This is a genomic window from Gorillibacterium timonense (assembly GCF_001457415.1).
Taxonomy (GTDB): Bacteria; Bacillota; Bacilli; order Paenibacillales; family NBRC-103111; genus Gorillibacterium; species Gorillibacterium timonense.
In genome coordinates this window covers 1599201-1620410 of record NZ_LN881724.1, presented here as the reverse complement: position 1 = coordinate 1620410, position 21210 = coordinate 1599201, and the positions used below count along the sequence as shown (strand labels likewise).

Sequence of the window (21210 nt, the reverse complement as noted above, 5' to 3'; positions counted from 1 at the left end):
GATAATGAATCTGCATGCGCTGAGGTTGTTTTATGCGGTTGCTGAAAAAGGCGGGGTGACCCGCGCTGCCGAGGAGCTTCTGATCAGCCAGCCGGCTGTTACGGCTCAAGTCCGCAACCTGGAGAAGGAGCTGGGGTTTCAACTGCTGGCGCCCAAGGGACGGGGCGTTCTCTTGACCGACGGCGGAGTTATCGTGGCGGGATATGCCAAGCGGTTGTTTGCGTTGGAGCGGGAGATCGAGTCGGGCATCCGGGAGTACAAGGCGGGCTTCAGCGGCGTGCTGCGCATTGTGGCCACCTATCTTCCCGCCAACCTGCTGCTTCCCGAGTGGCTGGCCCGTTACAAGCAGGAGCATCCCGAGGTGGAAGTGGTGCTGACCACCGTCAATTCCCGTGAGGCTGTGGAGCAGCTTCTTAACTATGATGCGGAGGTGGCGGTTTACGGCGGAGGTTGGGAAGAGCAGCCGGGCATTGAGTGGGAGCAGCTGCTGGAGGATGAGCTGTGGTTCATTGTGCCCAACCGCCACCCCTATGCAGGCAAAGAAATTACCTTGTCCGAAATGATGAAAGTGCCCTTCATTCTCCGCGAGGAGGGCAGCTCCACCCGGGAGCGGCTGTTCTCTCTGTGCCGCGCCTTGAATGTGAACCCACCGAAGGTAGGCCTTCAGTTCAACGGGGTCAGCGAGGCGGTGCGCGCCGTGATTGCGGGCTACGGGGCGAACTTTATTTCGTCTCTGGCCGTAAAGGATTATGTGGAGCGGGGTGAGGTGTCACGGGTGTTCGTCAGCGGCATGACCCTGATGAATCCGATCGCCGTATGTACGCGCAAACAGGAGCCGCTCTCCCCAGTGGCGGAGGCCTTCGTCGGTATGATCCGAAGCGAAGTCAACAATCAATATTGAAAGGACGTTAAGGTTGTCGGCGATCCATTCTAATTTCCAATATCGGTCCAAAGATCATCGGAGAGAGCCCTATCATTTGGTTAACAGCGATTAAGCTCAAGTTGTTATCTGATCCAGTAGAAAAGGAGCGGCATAACGAAAAGTGGAACCGCATAAAGCATAGAAGACGCTGCCACATTTGCCCTCCTCTTCTCCTCCCGACCACGAGACCCCCTCATGGTAAACGGCTGCTATAAAAAAAGCCCCGAACGGAGTTCGGGGTAAGGATGAAACGTATATCGTGAAAAAGAGAGTATCTAAAGAATACAGGACAAACCTTAAGATAAGCTTAACCTCGGATAAGAATCTTCTGAAATTCGAAAACTAATTCCGGTCAGCCCGTGCAAATACCCAACCGGAGGCAGGTGAAGCTCATGGCCAATCCTAAGGTGCTCATCCTCTATGCAAGCTATGGAGACGGTCATCTGCAAGTCTCCCGCGCACTGAAGGAGGCTTTAAGCGAGCGCGAGATCGAAGCCGTTATGATCGATTTGATGGCCCTGTCCCATCCTTTCCTCGATGCTTTTTGCCGGCGCTTTTACAGGAAGAGCTACTCGGTTTTTCCTCATTTGTACGGATGGCTGTACGGATCGACTAACCGCTTGCATGCGGGAAACCTCGTCCTTCAATGGGTTAACAGTTTCGGGCGAAAGGTTCTTCTCACCCTGATCGATCAAGAAAAACCCGATCTCCTCCTCAATACCTTCCCTATGCCGAGCCTTCCCAATACGCACAATGGTCGATATCCCGTTCCGATCAGCACGGTGCTAACGGATTTCACCGCTCACTCCCGATGGCTTCACAAAAGGAATTCGGCCTATTACGTAGCGACTCATGAACTCGCAAAGGAGCTGAGAGACAGAGGCATTGCTCCCGAGAAGCTGAAGGTGTGCGGGATTCCGACGATGGCGAATTTCCGCAGACCTGTCGGCTGCGATCGCATCTACAACCGCTTCGGTCTCAGCTCCCGCAAGAAGACCTTGCTGATCATGGCTGGCTCTTATGGCGTCCTTAAAGGCCTTGAGCGGCTCGACCCGGTTCTTCTATCCCTTCACGACCTCCAAATCGTGTTCATCTGCGGCAACAACCGGTCTCTCACGGAGAAGCTTAAGCAAGCCTACCATTGGGCACACAACGTTCACGTCTTCGGGTATGTGGAGGATATTCCGATGCTGATGGCCATCTCCTTCGGCTTGGTCACCAAGCCGGGAGGAGTGACGATTTCGGAAGCGCTTACGGCGAATCTCCCCTGCATCTTTTATCGTCCCGTTCCCGGGCAAGAGATGGCAAATGCCGACTATCTCGCTTCCAAAGGAGCCGCCATGATCGCCTATAGCGGCGAAGACCTGTCCTTATTCATCCTCCGGTTATTGCGTGATGGGGAACTGCGGCGGCACATGTGCGATAGCATCTCTAGGCTGCGTCACCCCCGTTCGGCAGAGGCCATCGCTCAGGACATCGCAGAGCATCTCCATTCCGGCCAATGGCCGACTGGCCCGCAAGAAACTTCTGCTTCGGGATTATTCCGTACCTGACACAAGAGGAAGATACTTCGATTCCATTAGCCGCGTGCCTGCTGCAACTCGTATGAGGAAGCAGCTGCGGAATGAATAAAGCCGGGCCTTTTTAGGCCCGGCTTGTTTGCGTTCCCGGTAGTCCATCCGGATTCGTCATGAGATCTCCGCTGTACAGCTTGCGTTCTTCGCCATTATCCAAGCGAACGACAAGAGCGCCGTTATCATCCAAACGGGCGGCCTTTCCCACGACCGGCCCGAGCGGAGTCTCAACCCGCACTTGATTGCCAAGTGTGTCGCTAAGTGCTTCCCATAGGCTTCCGACCGGAGGAAACCCTTCCTTCAGATAAAATCCGGTCATCTCCTCCAGGCTATGAACCACATGAATGGCAAGTCCGGTTCGGTCCACCTTATTTCCCGTCACAAGCCGCAAGGAAGTCGCCTTCTCCTGCAGCTCGTCAGGAAAATCCGCTTGATCCAAATTGACGCTGATACCGATTCCGACGACGAGCGACTGCATTCGGGCTTCCGTTGCCTGCAGTTCAACCAGGATGCCTGCAATCTTTCGTCCCCCGATGAGGATATCATTCGGCCATTTCAAGCGGGCATCCGCTCCTGTGGCCTGTCGGATCGCTCTACATACGGCGACGGCCGTCACCAGAGTGAGATGCGGAGCTTGCTCCAGCGTCAACCCCGTGCGGATCACCAGGCTCATCCACAGTCCCTTGCCGCTCGGGGAATGCCATACCCTCCCCATGCGTCCTCGGCCGCTTCTCTGCTCCTCCGCCATCACCAAAGCTCCGTGGGGAGCGCCGGCAACCGCCCAGGAGCGCGCTTCATTCTGTGTGGAGCCAACCGTCTCGTACACTCGAAGCGATCTGCCGAGAGCCCTTCCGGCAAAAGCGGTCTTTAATCGAGCTTCATCCAGCCGCTCGTCTTCCGGTCTGAGGTCAGGAGCTTCGTTCACGTGGATCCCTCCGTTTCAGGTAAACTCGCCCTGCCGTTCCATAGCCCAGTTTAAGAGCTCTTCTCTACCATTAGGCAGCCGGCTGCAGGCTACCTCTTCAACCAGCTTGCGCATAAGCTTTCCCATCCATGGGCCGGGAGAACGGTTTAGAGCGGCTTGAAGCTCCGATCCGCCCAAGGCGAGCTCGTCCATCCGTTTGACAGGCATTTGGCGAAGGAACTCTTCGCCTTCCCGGATGAGTTTCTCCACTGCGGTCTGAAGAGCTTCCTCCGGCCACCAAGACGATCCAGTCTGCGTTAAAAAGTCGGCGGTCAGAATCCATTCCTTCGCAGCCGATTCACCGAACAGGAGCACCGCTCTCTTGAACGGAACAGGTACAGCTTCTGCAAGGATCGTAAGCCAATCCGGGTCGGCATGATCCCGTCCCTGGCTATCTACCGTTTCTGCGAGCTCACGATGCAGAAATTGGTCAAAACCGAGAAATGCCGCAACCCGTTTGCCTTCTTTGGCAGGAAACGTGAGGACCCGCCACAGCGGCTCGGCATCCAGCTGCCCCAGGTTCATCGCTTTAGCCAGCACCAGCCAACGGATCTCGGGGGTGGTGCGGCTCAAGCGAAGGACGGCTTCAGGAAGCTGATTGGACGTCCAATCCGCGAGTTCAAAAGCAAGCCGCTCCTTCGTATGGCGCAGCAATCGGCTGTCTGCGAGCAGCTTCAGTCCGTCTTCAGGAAACGGGCCTTCCATCATGCGTTCCAGCTCCGACCGCACCCGCTCCATGGCGATATGCTTAAGAAGCCGCGCGTTTGCGAGCAAGGCAAGCCAGGTTTCCTTCTCCACTTGCAGCCTGTAGTTAGCTGCAAACCGGATGCAGCGCATCATGCGGAGCGCATCCTCGCGAAAGCGCTGGTCGGGTTCGCCGACCGCCCGAAGAATGCCTCTCTGCAGATCGCCTGCTCCGTCAAACGGATCGAACAGCTTGCCGTGACGGTCCATCGCCATCGCGTTGATCGTGAAGTCTCGCCGCCGCAAGTCCTCTTCGATTTCGGAGACGAACTCGACGCCGGAGGGGCGACGGAAATCTTCGTATTCGCTCTCCTTCCGAAACGTCGTCAGCTCGAAAAGGAATCCTCCCTGCTTGACTGTAATCGTTCCGTGCTTCAGCCCGGTGGGAATGGCATTGGGAAACAGCTCCAGCGCCTTCTCAGGAGAAGCCGATGAAGCGAGATCAATGTCGTGAATCTCTCTGCCACTGACGTTATCTCGCACAAATCCGCCGACAAAAAAAGCGGTGTAGCCCGCTTCTTCCAAGCGGGCTAATACGCGGCCCGCTTCTTCCATCATTCTCTTCTCCGTCGTCATTCAGTACAGCCCGCGCCTGTTGGCAATCCTTTTGGGTAGGGTGACGTGTCGCTCAGGACTTGGTAATAGATATCTTCATATTCCATCGATATCCGATCGTTGCAGAACGTGTGACGCGCCCGGTGCAGACAAGCCTGAGAGACGCGCTCGTAAAGCTCTGCATCCTGCAAAAGCCGAATGGCGTTGGCCGCCATAGAGGCGGTATCGCCGATCGGCGATAGAAATCCGGATACCCCGTTCTCGACCAGCTCCGGGATTCCGCCCGCCATGCTGCCCACGGTAGGCACGCCGCAAGCCATCGCCTCAAGAGCGACCAGCCCGAAGCTTTCCTTCTCCGAAGGCAGCAGCATAAGATCCGATAGCGAGATGATGTCCGCAACGGCATCCTGCTTGCCGCAAAAGATTACACGGTCCTTCAGTCCCAGCTTTTCGACCCGGTTCATGACCCCTGCAATATCCGGTCCGTCTCCGACCATCAGCAGGCGGGATGGAACTTGGGCGTTCACCTTTGCAAAGATATCCACCACATCCATCACCCGCTTAACCGGCCGGAAGTTGGACATATGCAGCAAGATTTTCTCGTTCGGGTCTGCGAATTCCTCCCGCAGCTTTTTCATATCCCGCGGATAAAAGACTCGCTTGTCAACAAAATTATAGACCAACTCCAGCGGCCTTGTGATATCCAGCAGCTTGCGGGTCTCCTGGATTAAGTCGTCCGAAACAGCCGTAACCGCATCGCTCTGGTTGATCGCATATTGAATCAATCCGCGTATGGACGGATCTTCTCCCAAAACGGTGATATCCGTTCCATGCAGCGTGGTGACGACCTTTAAGCTGTCGCCGACCATCTGCTTGGCGAGCAGAGCGCAAACGGCATGAGGAATGGCGTAGTGAACATGCAGAAGGTCCAGCTTCTCCATCTGGGCAACCTGCGCCAGCTTATTGGCCAGCGCCAGGTCATAAGGCGGGTATTTAAAGACATAGTAGTCGCTGACTTCCACCTCATGGAAGTAGATATTCCGGTGAAAGCGTCCGAGGCGAAATGGAATGCTGTGGGTAATAAAATGAATTTCATGTCCCCGTTCCGCCAGCATCTTGCCAAGCTCTGTCGCAACGACTCCGGAGCCTCCAAGGGTCGGATAGCAGGTGATGCCGATTTTCAGGCGCTTTTCCAAACGCAATTCCTCCTTTCCATGCTAGAGAAGCAGAGAGGTCAAATAAGGGACCTTGGTTGCGAAGCCTTCGGCATAAGCGACTTGTCGCTTCATGCCGAGCACCCGGTCGCGAGCTTCTACCCGCTCGAGATAGCCTTGATTCAACGGGGTCCAAACCACATCCTCCCGGCCAACCGGGCTCTCAAACTGACTCTCATAGGCGAGCAGGGAACGCTGCTTCGTTTCGTAGCAGTCGCTGATGTCGATCATCAGATCGGGCTCGGCCACATCGTTAATGTAATAGTAATAAACCGCTTCTACGGCGACCGAATCGATATCCGGGCGGAGACGCCTCAGCTTGGCGTTGAACACCGCTTCCGTTACGATCTGACCGCACAGCACATGATCGGGATGGCGGTCCAACGAATAAGGCGCGAAGACAATTCGCGGCCTGAGTCTGCGAATCTCCATCGCCACAGCCTCAATATGCTCTTGGCAAACGAATATCCCTCGATCCGGTAAGCCCAGGTTACTGCGCTCCGCGAGACCCAAGATGCGGGAGGCTTCTTCTGCCTCCTTCTTCCTGCGCTCGACCGTTCCGTTCGAGGATAGCTCGGAGCAGGTCAGATCGCAGACTGCGACCTTGAAGCCCGCTTGCACATGCTTGGCGATCGTTCCGCCCATTCCGATCTCGGCATCGTCCGCGTGGGCGCCGAAGACAAGAATGTCCATGCGGTCGGTCATTTGTCAGCTCCAGAATCGGGCTTGTACTTGTGAACTATTTCCCGCCAGCCGAATTCTCCTCGTTCCAGAGCGCGAACGAGCAGTTCCGCCGTAGCAACGTTCGTAGCGAGCGGAATTCCTTGCACATCACACAAGCGGAGCAATGCGGTAATGTCCGGCTCGTGGGGCTGAGCGGTCAGCGGATCGCGGAGAAAGATGACCAGATCCATCACGTTTTCCGCCACGAGAGCCCCGATCTGTTGGTCTCCTCCCAGCGGCCCCGACATGAATCTCGTGATGGTAAGACTCGTCTTGTCCATGATGCGCTGCCCGGTTGTCCCGGTGGCATAAAGACGATGCTGCTTGGCGAACACATGCTCATAAGCCGTCACAAAGTTTACCATTTCATCCTTCATTCGGTCATGTGCAATAAATGCGATATCCAAACTCATGATCTTCCACTTCCTTTTACCTTAAACCCTCTAGGGGAATTTATGTAGTCAAGTAATGCTCGATCCCGTAAACCAGTCCGGTTTCATCCATTACCCGTTTGACGGCAACGGCAACCCCCGGCATGTAGCCGGCCCGGTCATAGGAATCATGGCGAATCTTCAAGGTCTGTCCATCTCCGCCGAAGAGAACCTCCTGCTGGGCAAATATCCCCGGAAGACGCACGCTGTGGATTCGAAAGCCGTCATACAGTCCCCCTCGCGAGCCTTCAATCACTTCCTTCTCGGAGGGATGTCCTTGACGGAATTCCTCGCGATTTTGCGCGATCAGCTCCGCCGTCTTGATCGACGTTCCCGATGGAGCGTCTAGCTTCTGCCCGCCGTGGTATTCGACAATCTCCACATACGGCATATATTTGGCGGCTTCGGCGGCAAACTTCATCATCAGGATCGCTCCGATCGAGAAGTTGGGGCCAACGATTGTCCCGATTCCCTTATCGCGCGATAGCTTGTCCAACTCAGCCAGATCGTCCTGGGACAGTCCTGTCGTTCCGATAACCGGACGAACACCGTGCCGGATGGCGGCGCGGGCATTTCCCATCACGACTTCGGGAATGGTGAAATCGACAAGAACATCGGGACGTGATTCCACGAGGGCCAGCTCCAAATCCGTGGTGACGGAGACTCCGCATTCCTCGGTTCCCGCCAGTATACCGGCATCAATGCCCTGCCGGGATCGATCAATGGCAGCCGCAAGGGCAAATCCGGGATCGGTGAGCGCCAATTTGACAACTTCCCGCCCCATTTTTCCGCCAGCTCCGGCAACCGCAATCCGAATCTTATCATCGGTGTTCAAAGTCATCGTGGTCATCTCCAATCGATTCGTCTTCTTGTTGTTAATGGAACAGCGGTCTGCCCGCAGTCAAACGGGCGGATAGCACCACTGCCTCCTTCAAATTCGGGTCAAGATGCAGCGCCTCCTGGACGGCTTGCAGAGCTTCCGGCTTATTACCGGATTCCTCCAGAACGGCGGCCATCACCATGTAAGCTTGAGCGGATAAAGGATCTAAGCGAACCGCTTCTCGGAGCAATTGCAGAGCTTCGAAGCGGTTCTCGTCCCGCTTCCCGGCTTCTAGATCCTCCAGCCGTTTCTTGGCTTGTTCCCTATAGCAGAGTGCGAGAACATGATTCAAATGCTGCCGATAACTGTCTTCCTCGGGGGAGAGCTCAGATGCACGGCGTACGGCAGTGAGCGCCCGTTCCAGGTATCCGCTCCGGGCACAGGTAACCGACAGCTTGTAATAATAGGAGGCGCAGTTCGGTTGCTCTGCGATTGCCAGTTCAAAACAGGCTGCAGCACGCTCGAAATCGCCCATCCATATCGCTTCATAGGCTTCCTTGATCCAAGCGTCCCCGCTCACCGGTCCATCCTCCTTCGGTTCTATACACGAGAACCTGATAGATGGTACAGCATATGAGGATTACAGAGAATCGGTGTTCACACGTGTCCACCGGTCGGCATCACGAGTGTTGAATTTGTGCATGATCTTATCGTGGGCTTCCGTCAGATCGATGCCAAGCGAATTGGCAAAACAAATCGTGATGAACAGAATGTCTCCCAGCTCCAGCTCGATCGAATTATCCGGTTCGCCTGGCTTCTTCGGCTTCTCTCCGTAGGTATGATTCACCTCACGCGCCAGCTCGCCGACTTCCTCTGCCATACGAGCGACAAGAGCGAGCGGGCTGAAGTAGCCCTCCTTGAACTGGGATATGTAGTCGTCTACCTCGCTTTGCAGTTTGGCGAGCGTCTTCTCCTGCATCAGATGCTTCCTCCTATAAGGACCATTCCAGAGCCTTGGATTCTTCATCCATGTTAACTCAAAGCCCTTCCGAATTCAATCATCAGGACCCACTGGTTCACCTCAGGCAAAAAAAGGTATAATAAGCCCGACGCGCATTTTACCTTTTTTCGACAGGAGCGAAAGCATGAAACGAATCACCTGGACCTTGTTGCTTCAACGGATCGGCGGCATTATGCTCGGAACCGCCATCTACGCATTCGGCATCAACTATTTCGTCATTCCAAACGAGCTGATGGAAGGGGGCATCACGGGGATCTCACTTATTCTCCATTATGTGGCGCAGATCTCTCCCTCTATCACTACGCTCGTGCTGAATATTCCTTTATTTCTACTCGGCCTCCGCGTGTTTGGCGGCAAATCGATGGCTTACACGCTGTTCGGAATTTTATCCTTATCGTTCTTCCTGCGGGTTTTCGAAGTGATGACCCGGGAAGGCTGGATCATCCCGTTCGCTTCGCGTGAGGATTATTTCCTCGTTACGCTTTATGCCGGTCTCTCCATCGGAAGCGGCCTCGGTATCGTCTTCCGCATGGGAGGTACGACAGGCGGAGTCGACATCATCGCCCGGCTCTTCAACAAGTGGCGGGGATGGAGCATGGGGCAGATCATGCTGATCCTCGACGTACTCATCATCGGCAGCGCCTTGTTCTTCCTTCCGAAGGAGAAGATCCTCTACACCCTCGTTGCCGCGTTCGTCGGCTCGAAGACCATCGACTTTATCACCGAAGGCGCCTATACGGCTCGCGCTCTCACGATTATCTCCGATCATGGTGAGGAGCTGGCCGAGCGCATCACGGTCGAAATGGAGCGGGGAGTCACGATTTTCCCAGCCCGCGGCGCTTATTCCAAGCAAGATAAGAACGTTATCTACTGCGTGGTCGCCCGTCATGAGGTGAGCCGATTAAAGGCGCTCGTGCACGCGAAGGACCCGGCGGCCTTCATCATCATCGGGAATGTCCACGACGTTTTCGGCGAAGGCTTTCGGGAAGAAAAGGGATAATAGCAAGCAAAGCCGCCCCCGTCGGGAGCGGCTTTCTCTTTCTCTCGTGGTTATCGCATCGGTTCAGCTTCGCTTACGAAGCTGGTCGCGATTCACCCGTACGAGCCTCTTGTCCGAATGATACATCCTCCACCCGACAAAGCTCAGTACGGCGGTCAGGAGCGTCCCGATGCCGAAGGTCCAGAGAAGCGGTCGTTCCGCTCGGGATAGCGGCAAATAAGCCGTTCGGTCTTCCTTACGATCAAATAGCTCGTCTATACTCCCGTCCAGCTGCTTTAGAGCAGCCAGCCCCCCCTCGCCTGACAGTTGACCTGCCGTCAGCTGCCGGTCGAAGTAGGCGATGACGGAGTCCAGCTTCTCCATTCGTTCCGGAGGAGTTTTCACCGTAACCGCGGGACGGATTTGCTGATAATGCTGCTTCAAGTCTTGGTAAGCCCCTTTTAAACCGGCCGAATCGCCTTCCGCCACTGCCGCTTCCATTCGGGACACGCCGTCTTTCATCAGCTTATAGGAGCGATGCCATAAGGGATTATCGGAATGAAGCATGGCATCCGTAATCAGGCGAATTTGTGCGAGCGCTTCAAGTGCGCGCGTCTCGGAAAACCGAGCTTGATTATACGATCGTTGAGCGGAAAGGATCGCATCCGACAAAGACCGTACCCCTTCAAGTCCCGTTATTCCATGAAAGCGGGTTGCGATCATTTTTTCACCGAGTGTATTCAAGCGGATGCGGGCTTCGGCAATCTTGCCCTCCTTCGTCAGCTTCTCCGCCTCTTCTGCCAAGCGATCTAATGCAGCGACCTCGGTCTGCTCCTCCGTCGTTACCGCAGTAGCCCCTCTCGGCGCCTTGGCATCCTTCGCGCAGGCGGATACTGAGAGCAACAACCCCACCGCTAAAATCATAACGCAAGCCCTGCACAGCATTCTGGGCAATCCGAATCTCGAGCTCATCCTTCACCCCTCCCCTATCATGCTATGGAGGGATGTCCCGCTTTATGACAGCAAGTCCGGCTTCTTCTTGCCAAGCCTCCAGAAGAGGTAGATTGTGAGAGAGCTCAGCAGAGTCGTCCAAGCGGCTACAGCGGGAACACTGTCCAGCAGCACGTCCGACAAGTTCGGATACACGCCGAAGGTATAATCGACAAGATCGCTGGCGTAAAGCCAGATTGCGCCGATAGCGAGCGAACGCTCGTCCAGACGGAAATATCTCGCAAACAGAACGGCCTCAAACGCCATTCCAAGATGGGAAACCGACAGCATGACATCCACCCAGGAGTTCGGACTCCCCGCCAGATCGGAAACGACGATAATGGCTACCGCCCAGATGCCGTATTTGAACGAAGCCGCACAAGCCAGCGCTTCGATCGCACTCCGCACGGTCAACCGCTTCATGCCGTTCGATGTCGGTGCTAAGCGATTTCCGACCGTTCCGTCTCCGCGCCGATAAGAATCGATCAACAAACCGATGAGGGCAAGGGTAAAGAAGAAACTCCCGGTAGGACTATCCGGGACAAGGATCAGCATCCATAACGGCTTCGTCTCCGAAACATCGACCAGCTGTGCTCCATACCAATAATACCCGTAAATCGTGCCCAGCAGATTGATCACAAATAAGGTCCACAGCATGGTCCTCGAGATGAGGACAATCCGGACCCAACTCCAAAGCCTGCGCATAAATTGAATGTTCCCCCTTCGGTCTGCTAGCGCGTGTTTTCAAACCGGATTTTGGACGGTTGGATAACATGCCTGAGAAAGCGAAAGCCGCAATCTCCCTATTCTTTCGCCTTCGACGACCTCCATTCCTTCTTTTCCTCATCGCTTCGTCATTCTGGAAGGATGATCCGGTCTTCCTCCGACACGGTTATGCCCTGTACCATTTTCGCTCCCATCCGCGTTACTTGAAGGAAGGAACCGCGATCAGGGAACTCCCCGAAGCGCACGAGGCCCAAATGGATCATCATCGGTATGACACGATCAGTCAGGATCGCTTCCGGAGTATCATAGTAGAACGGCTTGATCAGTGGAGCGAGCACTCGGCTGAGCGAGGATACGGATGTCCACGGTTTGGACAAGAGGGCGATCCACTGGACCAAGGAGGAAAGGTTTGGAATCGGCCCCTTGTAAAGCCGAAGCCAAAATCGGTACACCTGGGTAAGCTCCTCTCTGCGGTTTTCCAGCACGCGGAATCTTCCCGGATCCGTAAGCCTCAGTACATTTCCTTGCTCCTCGATGAGCCCGTTATAATAGCCGTAGTCGTACATCAAGGAAAACCGGGCTGGATATTCTCTGAACTTACGGCCATATCCAAATCTCCAAGCCGTTTTCGGCAAGGCCTCTTCCTCAATGGAAAATCGGTCCGTTAGTTGTTGAAGACTCCGTTTATAAAGAAAGCCTTCCGCATTGAGCAGAAGCTCGTTTTGAGAAAGGTAGTGAAGAAACTGATAAAAGTCGGCTGTGAATTGCTCGCCTTCCTCCCGGTAGGCCGGAGGCGTCTGTTGGCTCTGCTCCAGCTCGGCTTGAAAGCGGCGGCTAAGCGCTTCACGGAAGCGTCTTTTCAAATCCTCGGGAAGTAAAAACAAGTATTTGTTATTGCGATGATGGCCGGCGAAGAGCCAGCCGCGATGCTTAAAACGGGCAATCGTCTCGCGCGCGTTCGCCTGCTTCTTGACTTCGGGATCATGGATGCCGAGCATTACGCGCCCGGTCAGTTCCTCTAGACTAAAGGAATCCCGTTCATCGAACAGCAAGGAATTGAGAAACCTCAGCTCGTTCCAATCCATACGGCCGAATTCTTCCCCGAGCCGATCGGTTCGGCTGATCGCCGTCAAGATCGACTGGATCAATTCATTTTTCGAATGGGGATTGCAGGGCAGTTCATAGGTTTTCGCAATCCGACCGAGATCATGAATATCCGCATACGTAAGCATATCCGCTAGGTTCATTCTCAAGACCTCCCTGTTCACCGATTATCTCGTAACAGTATCGCCTATCGAATGGAATATTAGACATAAAAGAGACGGCTTTCGCCGTCTCCTCCGCATGCTATGCTTTTGTTCGGGCAAACCAATTCATGGTCAACAGAGTCGACATGAGGCCCATCAGGGAGACCGCCAACCAATAATTCGGGGCTTCGCGAATCGGTCCCAGCTTTGCCGGTTCGATAAAAAACGAATTCGAACTGGCTACGGCCGACTTGGACAAGGTATCCACATCCGTCCTATCATCCGGAGAGTAGCTGGCCGTTTGATGAAAGCCGAAGAGAGCGCTATGCTCTGCGGGGGCGGCTTGCTCCGCTCGCGGCGGATGGCTGAGCGAATAATAGAAGCTTACGCTAAACAAAGCGAGGCACAACGCGATGACCGCAAACAAATTGCGCCGTGTCTTGTAGGGCATGGAATAGGTTCTCTCGCTCGCGGGAATGCGCCAGGATTCGTCTTGATAGATCCTTGCCATCACCTGAGAGCTCACGGATTCAGGCAACGGCTCCATTTCATCGAGCAATGCCCCACTTTGGATCAGGCTGCTGCTTTCTTCCCACAGGTGAAATTCTTCCGCACAGGCGGGACATTCCCGTATGTGCTCTTCTACCTCTGCACGCCGGGAATCACCTTCCGGCAAATCAAAATATACGCCAAGCATCTCTTCTGCTTGCGAGCAATTCATCCGCGGCTCACCCTTTGCTGCCGATCCACTGCCCGCAAGAAGAGCGTACACCGCTAGATGGAAATGCGATGATCAGCCAGACAATGAATCAGTCAAAAATCGTATCGAAATAATAGGGCTCGAGCTGGATCTTGACACTTGCGCGGGCGCGGAAGAGCAAGGATTTGACGGCGCTGACGGTTTGACCGAGAATGCTTGCGATCTCCTGATAGTCCAGTTGATCGTATTCCCGGAGGATCAGGGCGGAACGCTGCTTCTCCGGAAGATTGTTGATCGCTTCCCGTACGAGGGAAACCTTTTCGTTCCGCAGAACCGTATGTTCCGGCATGAGCTCCGCCTGTGCCAGCGGGGTAAGTCCGCTTTGCTCCAAAGACACCTTGATGTGCTTTTGCTTACGAAGCTCGCTCAGCACGGTATTGCGCGCAATCGTGTAAAGCCAAGTCGAGAAAGAAGCCTCGACCTCGCGAAAAGTCTGAAGGCTCCGGTATGCCTTGTAAAACGTTTCCTGTGACAGATCATCGACAGCGGCTTCCATCTTGGCGCTCTTGAGCATATGGAAGATAAACGCGTAAATCTTGCGTTCATATCGCTGCATCAATTCCGCATACAGCTCTGCGTTGCCGTCCTTGATTTCTCTGATCAACTGGGAATCGGTCATGGCCTGTTAGCCTCCTGCCTTGCTCTATAAAAATTCCCGCAGGCAGGTTATTCTTACCATTAGACTCTGCCCGGGATATAAAGTTTCGGTAAAAGAAAGAAAAATTCCAACGTCTCGACTCTATGTAAAGGGAGATAGAAATCTGTCGATCAAAACATAGCTTTCTACTAGGATAACGTATTCCCTGCAATCTAGCAATTGCCATTTCCAGATCTTTGTCGGAAAAAATCGCTATAATGCTATGTAAAGCATCCTTCTAACTGGAAATCGAGAGGGAACTCCCGTTACCAAGCGTCAGCTGTAAAGTGTTTCCTTCATCCAGACGAAGATTCGGCGCTAAAGGTTGCAGGTTAGGCAAAAAATATTTTTTGATTGCTCCAGGAAATAAAAAAAAAGCCGCCAACAATGGCGGCGTGCACAGAGTGCAAATTCGGATAGGAGTGGAGAGAAACCATACTGTACTTTTATTATATGTATCCGTTTTCATTCTGTCAATCTTTTTTTGAAAGCGATTTCTAATCTGTGATTCTTCTTCTCACTATGCCATTGCCCCATCCATTTTACCGCTATTTGAAATCATGATTAGCGATACTTATTTATCGTATCATCACACCATATATGAGCTTAAATATATCGCTCGGGTCCATATACTCCATCGTTGTTCCAATCTTGGGGTAACCCATATTCGGAGGATTTCTTCATAAGTAAACCTGTCTTCCATATAGGTCGATTGGCGTTTGGCACTTTAGATGAATTCCTTTCACCTCCATTTGGTGAGTTCCTTTTTCGATTAGAGCGTGTCTTCAAATGCGTTCGAAGACACGCTCTAGATGAATTTTTGCATTAATGAGCATCCTTTTATCTTTTTACTTAGCTAAATTCTCGTTCAATATCGCCTGCACCTGATCCATGCAGACGGCAAACTCCCGGATCTTCGCAACAATTCGATCGCGCTTCACCCGATCTTGAAGAGTATCCAAGGTGATATTGAAGCCTCCGCCTAATGCCTCCAAGTCTTCCCCGTGTTGATCATTCCACAGATGACCGGTTTGCCGGTATTGCTCACGCACCTCTTCCAAGAAAGACAAATCCGGATTCAGCTCCTGCGCCTTCGTCAAGAATCCTTGACTCCCGCCGCTATTCGTCGCGAGGTTGCAGACGTACACCTTATACATTGCCCAATCGTCAAAGACCTCCGGCTTTATGGAGTCAAATTTGCCGTTCTCGATATCATCCGCCCAGGCCCGATAAGCCTTCGCTCCAAAGAGATAGTTTTGGTTTTCAAAGGTCAGAAGCTCCGGCAAGGTTTCGATCCGCTTCCGATACAGTTCCGCAAGCGAGACATCCTTTTTCTTCTCGCCAATAAAGAGCCAGCCATTGCAATGGTCACCATCCGCCAAATAATCAGCTGGCAGCAAATCATCCACGGATATACGATCCGGCTCGGCCACATCCCCGAACAGGTAGAGCAGGGTCTTGCCATAGTCTTCATACCCCACAAGCACTCCCCAGCTGTATCGGTCATTGGGATTGTTGCCGTGGTCATTGAAGATGACGGGAATTCCTTTGTCGATATAAGCCATCAGCGTCTGCACATACATCTCCCTGTTGTTTAAAATCTGCTTGAGCGGGACAAAGCTGCTGGCATAGCCACATTGTGCAAAGATCTCCTCAACCACCTCGTAATTGCCTTTTTCGCTTAAACGATAGTCTAACGGCCCATCCCCTCGGAAATGATTACGAGAGTACACCTGCGTGAAATTCTCCCCGATAAGGCCAGCAAAAAACCAGTAATCGTAATCGGATTCGCCAAGACATTCCATCAGAAAGCGGGCACAGCCGTTAAACCAGTAGTTTTCTCCGTAATGCAAGGTGATTAGCTGGTGAAGATGAGGAAGCCTGTTGTTGCTTGGTTTGGTTGCTGTCATGACCAATTCTCCTTTTTTTAATTTGATTTTCGGACTTGTCTTTAATTGGGAAATGGTGATGGAACGGAACCGCTTTTTTCCCTGCCCATTTGAGCCCAGGAAGAGGGTTTGCGGTTTTTGCCAATGGAGATCCAGCGCCATGTAGGGCATGTTGTCTGAGCAAAACCGTACATCGCCGTTCAGAATCACCGCAAAGTGCTTTTCCCCAATGATCCAGGTTAGCTTGTTGTACTGATCGTGCTGGAAGTTGCCGATCTGGGGATAAAGATAAGTGTTCCCGATCATCGGCTGATTGAATTTGATCGCGTGCTTGGAGAAATGGGGATCTGCATTGTTCTGGGCATTCATGGTGTAGGTATGGCTGCCATGAGAAAACCACAGGCTTCCTTCATCCGCTCCATATTGATAGGCTTCGCTCTGGCTTTCCGCCAGGAATTCAATCTCCACTCGAAAAGGGATTTTCACCGCGATGTTGGTGGACAGCATGCGAGGAGTGATCCAGGCGATAAACTCCGCTTCCCCATTCTCAAGCACCCTATAGTGCGGATCATAGATAGGGGTTATCTTATGAAAGTCAACGGAATACTCGTGTAAAGCAGGGTTGGCTGCCACGATCTCCTCTGCTGAAGGTCCGGTGATTTGCCGAAATGGCTCAAAGTGCTCGGCCTGCAGCATTCGTCTTTTTATGGGCAAATACAGCTGCACCCGTTCCCTTTGGCTGTCTTGGGAAATCACCGCTTCTACCAAGGTTTCCTGACGGAGTCGGCCATCATGGCGATAGTCCACCTCGTAATAGAGATTGTCATCGAAGCTATGGATCATCCGCTGATGGAGGTCGCCCATGTCCTCATCTACGTAAGCCGCGCCTACCGCAAACAAGCCTCCCTCCATGTGAATGTCAGAAAAGTCGGTATCGTTTTGAAAAGTGTCGGTAACCTTTTGCATAAGAATGATGTCTTCATCGGTCTGGAATTCAAAGAAGTCGCGGCTTCCCGGAATTCCAAAAGGAATTTGTCGGCTTGCCAGGGTGTTCCAGAACCCATCTGCATCCGATTGGCCACTGTCCTTCCTCTTCGAGGAAAGCATACGCATAGGCGGCAGTTCCAGTAAGGTAAGCTCAAGGGGCTTGGCCAGCTTGTCTGATACTTCCTTTAAGCGAGACATGGCCCCTTTCTTCTCTTTGCTCTGTGCCAGAATCTGATCTTCCAGACGTTCATAGAGCAGCGGCAAGGCAGAGATATGAGAGATTCCATTGTCCATCATAGCTTGCAAAAATTCATTCACAAGGGATTTCAACTCGGACAAAGCCTCGATCTCGTTATCAATGGCGTCGATACGCTGGACAAAAATTTGAACAAGCACCGTCATATCCTGGTTTTCGTAGATCTTGATGATGTCCTTGATCGGAATTTGCATTTTGCGCAGAACCATGATCTGCTGTAAGCGCTTAAGGTTCGCTTCGTCGTAGAAACGATATTTCTCCAGAGGCAAGCGAACACTCGCCAAAATGCCCATCTGTTCATAATAGCGAAGAGTCCGTGAGGTAATGTCGAATTGCTCCGTTACTTCGGTAATTTTAACGAGGCTCATGACCGACTCCTTTACTGGAATGATCCTTCCTTTTACTCAAGATTATATCACTTGACCCAACGTCAAAGTGAAGAGGGAAAGACAAGGTTTTCCATCGCGAACCTTCCGAAGGCATGAAAAGAGCCCACACTCACCCTAGATAAGGAGAGTGATAGGCTCTGGAGAGAGTCTTTACATCAAACTTCCGCGCTTCCTGATGGTTAAAGGACAAACTGGCTTGAGGTCACTTCCATACGGGCCGAATATACTTAAAAAACCGCTCCGGATCATGGTACATATAAATCATTCTACCGGGGGTAGTATCAAAGCCGTAACCGGTGTCTGTAAAATCAAAGGTTGCCATTGCCTTTTCCATCTTTTCCTCGACACTGCGATTTTCCTGTTCATAATCGAATGGCCCATGTTCAAAAACAAGATACTCGGCTTCAGGAACATCAATCAAAAGCATTTGTGAGGGTACTTCGCCTTTATAGTCAAATGGAAGTCGTACACCATAACACTCTGTACGCGGAATCCCCCAATCGCAGAGTCTGCCTTCTGGGTCGTGGATGTACGCCATAATCTGGCCGCTACCGCTGTTCACTTCACTCCCGCCAACGTCATCCAATTTGCCCTTGATGCTATCGAGAATGCCGCATATGGTTTCGCAGTCCTGCCCTGGGATAAGGCTTTGCTTTTGCCAAAAATCCCAATACCCACTACTCTCGTAGTTTTTGATGTGTAAAAATTTGTGCGCGGGAATGGTTACAAAATACGTTTTCACATCTTCAGTAGATTTCATCATACCCATCTCTCCAAACCCAAAAAAGTAGCGGTCGAAAGGGTTAATTTTGGTACGGAGGGCGACAGGCCTAGGGCTTTTGCGGTACTCGCTTGGAGCAATACCGTAGGTTACCTTGAAAGCGCGCGTAAAGGCTTCATGTGATGAAAAACCATAGTCAAAAGCAATATCCAACATGCTTTTTTCGCTGTCCCGAACCTCTTTTAGGGCAAAGGCCAATTTTCGATGCCGCAGATAATCCCGAAAGGGCATACCCGATATTTCCTTAAATTTTCTCGTCGTATGAAATTCGGAATATCCTAACTTGCGAGAAAGAAAACGCAGCGTAACTGCTTCACAGTTACGATTTTTAATGCACTCGTCAATTTCATCAACGATGATTTGGATTTGCTTGTGCCACTCGTACATTCGCCTGTTCACCTCATTTCAACCACCCTATCGTTATTATAGAGGGATGGAAATCGCACGACTTGATTCTACTTGCTCAAAAGAGAGGATCTGGTTCAGAGCGTCTCAACCAACTCCATACGGTCCCCTCCACGAGCTTAGCCTCCTATACGAATAATAGAGTCTGCCTCGCCTGCTAGCTCTTTGCTATGGGTCACAACAATCACACATTTATTTTCTTCATGTGCAATGCGCTTCAAGAGGTCGATTACGTCCCAAGCAGTCGCTTCATCCAGATTTCCTGTAGGTTCATCCGCTAACACGATTTTTGCGTCGCTGGCTAATGCGCGAGCAATAGCCACACGCTGCTGCTGTCCACCGGAAAGCTGTAAAACATTACGTTTCCACAATTCTTTACCAATGCCGATACGGTTAAGCAGAGCTTCAGGATTTCTTGAACCACCCAGTTTTACATTTTCGATAGGGGTCAGATAATCAATTAAATTATAGCTTTGGAATACCAAAGAAATGTGATGTCTACGGTATTCCGCCAGCTCTTTCGGGATAACGGGCTTCCCGTTGTAGCATATTTCACCTTTTACAGGCGAATCAAGCCCCGCCAGCAACGAAAGGAATGTGGTTTTACCCGATCCGCTAGCCCCAAGCAGGGCATACATTTTCCCACACTCAAAACAATAGCTTACGTTATCTAAAATCAATTTGCCTTTTTGTGATTTGTAGGAATACGACACCCTTCTCGCTTCTAAAATCATAGCACTCTCCTCCTTAACTCCGTTCGCCTAAAATATCCCGTGGATTTTTTTTCAATATGCTGATTCCTGCAATTCCGATAGACGCTCCCAAAAGAACAATCAGGCTTGAAGTGCAAGATAGGAACATGGCATTCGTGATGCCTACGTTTACACCAATGACATTCTGATCTGATGATTGAGAACTACCCGAAATCTTGTCTGCATTCACATCCTGTTGGAGGGCCGCTTGCTCCACTTGCTCAGCTACTAAATAATGTGCCGCCGCTTTTGACACTAGTGGGGCTACAGTAAAAGTGATTACAACGGAAAGGAGCGTGATGATTAAAGCCTCCATAAAAATCTGCCCCAAAATACTGATCTTTCTGTAGCCAAGTGAAAGGAAAATACCGATTTCATGATTTCTGTTTTTTACCCAAAAGACAAAAATCAGAAATAAAATGATAAAGCCGGCAACGAGCGTTATAACAATAAGCAAGGTACTGATTTTCTCTAACTCATTAAAATTAGCAGACAGAGTAGACATGTTGCCATTTCGGTCAATAAGGTCATAGCGTTCCCAATCCATATCCAGGCTCTCAACCGTTGCTTTCACATTTTCGTATTCATCTACATTCCCAACTTTAAAATAGGCGTGTTCAAAGCTAGGATCGTTTTCGTTTCCCTCTGCCTTTTCAGGAAAATGCAAGTCAGTGAAAATCATATTTTCAGAGCGAAAGGTATCGCCTGCCATAAGCGGAGAGATGGTTTGTTTCGTTTGATAAATGCCAATAAGGGTTGCTTCATGGATACTTGAGGTTTCCGGGTTGTGATAGTCGTTGAATTGTAAGGCATCCCCCACCTTAAGGGAGTTTTTCTCTGCTAACTGTTCAGATATGACGCATACATTCTTATCATCTTCACGAATCATACGTCCGTCCTTGATGGACACGTTTCCGGATAGCACATAAAAATCCAGTTCCATTTTACGGTTGCCGATAAGGGAAACACCCCCTAAATCGTTATATTGATCAAGATCCGGATTTTCAATTCGGTCAAAATTGACAGGACGCACAGGGGTAATAGAAGTCGAAATATTGAAATCCTCTATTCCCGCTACACCCGCTATTTTATGAATATCCACCACCTGCAAGGACTCAAAGGAATTATCTGTCCAAACCTGCCATTGTGTCCCGTATGCACCTTCAAGCTTTTTTTGATGTACACCGCCATAAGAACCCTCCATATTCTCGCCAATCCTACTAGAAAAATCAGTTAACCTTTTCGTCCGGTTTGTTTCATTTGCATCCAATCGCAAGCCTGCTCCTATAGCTTGCCGTGTAATATCTTGTGTTTGCACACTGGCATGTTTCGTCGCCATTCCAGAAAGGATAAACTGACTAACCGTCACAATAACCAAAAGCAGCAGCAAGCTCCTCATTGGCTTGCGAACAACACAACGCCATGCTCTTTGCAGACTATTCAT

The 21210-nt window shown here is 51.6% G+C and carries 20 protein-coding genes; 3 read left to right on the top strand and 17 right to left on the bottom strand.

Going from position 1 to position 21210, the window contains the following annotated elements; genetic code table 11:
• Positions 1 to 4 precede the first annotated feature (4 nt).
• Positions 5 to 901, top strand: coding sequence for a LysR family transcriptional regulator (locus tag BN2684_RS20010; RefSeq protein WP_058303863.1), 897 nt, complete (start codon positions 5 to 7; stop codon positions 899 to 901).
• Positions 902 to 1314: 413 nt separating this feature from the next.
• Positions 1315 to 2475: an MGDG synthase family glycosyltransferase gene (locus BN2684_RS20005; protein ID WP_058303862.1), complete on the top strand. Its 1161-nt coding sequence runs from the start codon at positions 1315 to 1317 to the stop codon at positions 2473 to 2475.
• Positions 2476 to 2566: 91 nt separating this feature from the next.
• Here the strand turns inward: BN2684_RS20005 and BN2684_RS20000 are convergent, their stop codons facing one another.
• Genes BN2684_RS20000 through BN2684_RS19965 form a run of 8 tightly spaced genes read right to left on the bottom strand, consistent with a single transcriptional unit; the run spans position 2567 to position 8926 of the window.
• Entirely contained in the window at positions 2567 to 3421 is an 855-nt protein-coding gene (locus BN2684_RS20000) for a biotin--[acetyl-CoA-carboxylase] ligase (RefSeq protein WP_058303861.1), read from the bottom strand.
• A 15-nt stretch (positions 3422 to 3436) separates the two neighbouring features.
• Positions 3437 to 4762 (bottom strand): CCA tRNA nucleotidyltransferase, encoded by a 1326-nt coding sequence (locus BN2684_RS19995; RefSeq protein ID WP_159065825.1) that lies wholly within the window; start codon positions 4760 to 4762, stop codon positions 3437 to 3439.
• A 14-nt stretch (positions 4763 to 4776) separates the two neighbouring features.
• Positions 4777 to 5955 (bottom strand): N-acetyl-alpha-D-glucosaminyl L-malate synthase BshA, encoded by a 1179-nt coding sequence (gene bshA / locus BN2684_RS19990; RefSeq protein WP_058303859.1) that lies wholly within the window; start codon positions 5953 to 5955, stop codon positions 4777 to 4779.
• Between the two features lie 21 nt (positions 5956 to 5976).
• Complete coding sequence (gene bshB1, locus BN2684_RS19985; protein ID WP_058303858.1) at positions 5977 to 6678, bottom strand: bacillithiol biosynthesis deacetylase BshB1; 702 nt, start codon at positions 6676 to 6678, stop codon at positions 5977 to 5979.
• On the bottom strand, positions 6675 to 7109 hold the full coding sequence (mgsA, locus tag BN2684_RS19980) for a methylglyoxal synthase (protein WP_058303857.1): 435 nt from the start codon (positions 7107 to 7109) through the stop codon (positions 6675 to 6677). The genes bshB1 and mgsA overlap by 4 nt, the downstream gene beginning before the upstream one ends.
• A 40-nt stretch (positions 7110 to 7149) precedes the next feature.
• Positions 7150 to 7968: a 4-hydroxy-tetrahydrodipicolinate reductase gene (gene dapB / locus BN2684_RS19975; RefSeq protein WP_058303856.1), complete on the bottom strand. Its 819-nt coding sequence runs from the start codon at positions 7966 to 7968 to the stop codon at positions 7150 to 7152.
• A gap of 34 nt (positions 7969 to 8002) precedes the next feature.
• Positions 8003 to 8527, bottom strand: coding sequence for a tetratricopeptide repeat protein (locus tag BN2684_RS19970; RefSeq protein WP_058303855.1), 525 nt, complete (start codon positions 8525 to 8527; stop codon positions 8003 to 8005).
• A 60-nt stretch (positions 8528 to 8587) separates the two neighbouring features.
• A complete protein-coding gene (locus BN2684_RS19965; RefSeq protein ID WP_058303854.1) occupies positions 8588 to 8926 on the bottom strand; it encodes a nucleotide pyrophosphohydrolase in 339 nt (112 codons plus the stop codon).
• Positions 8927 to 9092: 166 nt separating this feature from the next.
• Here BN2684_RS19965 and BN2684_RS19960 point away from each other — a divergent pair, with 166 nt between their 5' ends.
• Entirely contained in the window at positions 9093 to 9968 is an 876-nt protein-coding gene (locus BN2684_RS19960) for a YitT family protein (RefSeq protein ID WP_058303853.1), read from the top strand.
• Positions 9969 to 10031: 63 nt separating this feature from the next.
• Here the strand turns inward: BN2684_RS19960 and BN2684_RS19955 are convergent, their stop codons facing one another.
• The 9 genes from BN2684_RS19955 to BN2684_RS19915 all read right to left on the bottom strand — a co-directional run bounded on the left by BN2684_RS19955 (position 10032) and on the right by BN2684_RS19915 (position 21210).
• Positions 10032 to 10919 (bottom strand): sporulation protein YpjB, encoded by an 888-nt coding sequence (locus BN2684_RS19955; protein ID WP_058303852.1) that lies wholly within the window; start codon positions 10917 to 10919, stop codon positions 10032 to 10034.
• A gap of 42 nt (positions 10920 to 10961) precedes the next feature.
• The gene (locus tag BN2684_RS19950) at positions 10962 to 11642 is read right to left on the bottom strand and encodes a DUF1405 domain-containing protein (protein WP_058303851.1); all 681 of its coding nucleotides are present in this window, start codon (positions 11640 to 11642) and stop codon (positions 10962 to 10964) included.
• Between the two features lie 149 nt (positions 11643 to 11791).
• The gene (locus BN2684_RS19945) at positions 11792 to 12910 is read right to left on the bottom strand and encodes a hypothetical protein (protein WP_058303850.1); all 1119 of its coding nucleotides are present in this window, start codon (positions 12908 to 12910) and stop codon (positions 11792 to 11794) included.
• Positions 12911 to 13010: 100 nt separating this feature from the next.
• Positions 13011 to 13631 carry an anti-sigma factor family protein gene (locus BN2684_RS19940; protein ID WP_058303849.1) on the bottom strand — a complete coding sequence of 207 codons (621 nt, stop codon included), beginning with the start codon at positions 13629 to 13631 and terminating at the stop codon, positions 13011 to 13013.
• 88 nt (positions 13632 to 13719) lie between these two features.
• Entirely contained in the window at positions 13720 to 14289 is a 570-nt protein-coding gene (locus BN2684_RS19935; protein WP_058303848.1) for an RNA polymerase sigma factor, read from the bottom strand.
• Between the two features lie 866 nt (positions 14290 to 15155).
• Complete coding sequence (locus tag BN2684_RS19930; RefSeq protein ID WP_058303847.1) at positions 15156 to 17807, bottom strand: MerR family transcriptional regulator; 2652 nt, start codon at positions 17805 to 17807, stop codon at positions 15156 to 15158.
• Between the two features lie 223 nt (positions 17808 to 18030).
• Positions 18031 to 18996, bottom strand: a complete 966-nt coding sequence (locus BN2684_RS19925) for a helix-turn-helix transcriptional regulator (protein ID WP_058303846.1) — start codon at positions 18994 to 18996, stop codon at positions 18031 to 18033.
• Positions 18997 to 19133: 137 nt separating this feature from the next.
• Entirely contained in the window at positions 19134 to 19748 is a 615-nt protein-coding gene (locus BN2684_RS19920) for an ABC transporter ATP-binding protein (protein WP_082652091.1), read from the bottom strand.
• A gap of 13 nt (positions 19749 to 19761) precedes the next feature.
• Complete coding sequence (locus BN2684_RS19915; RefSeq protein ID WP_058303845.1) at positions 19762 to 21210, bottom strand: ABC transporter permease; 1449 nt, start codon at positions 21208 to 21210, stop codon at positions 19762 to 19764.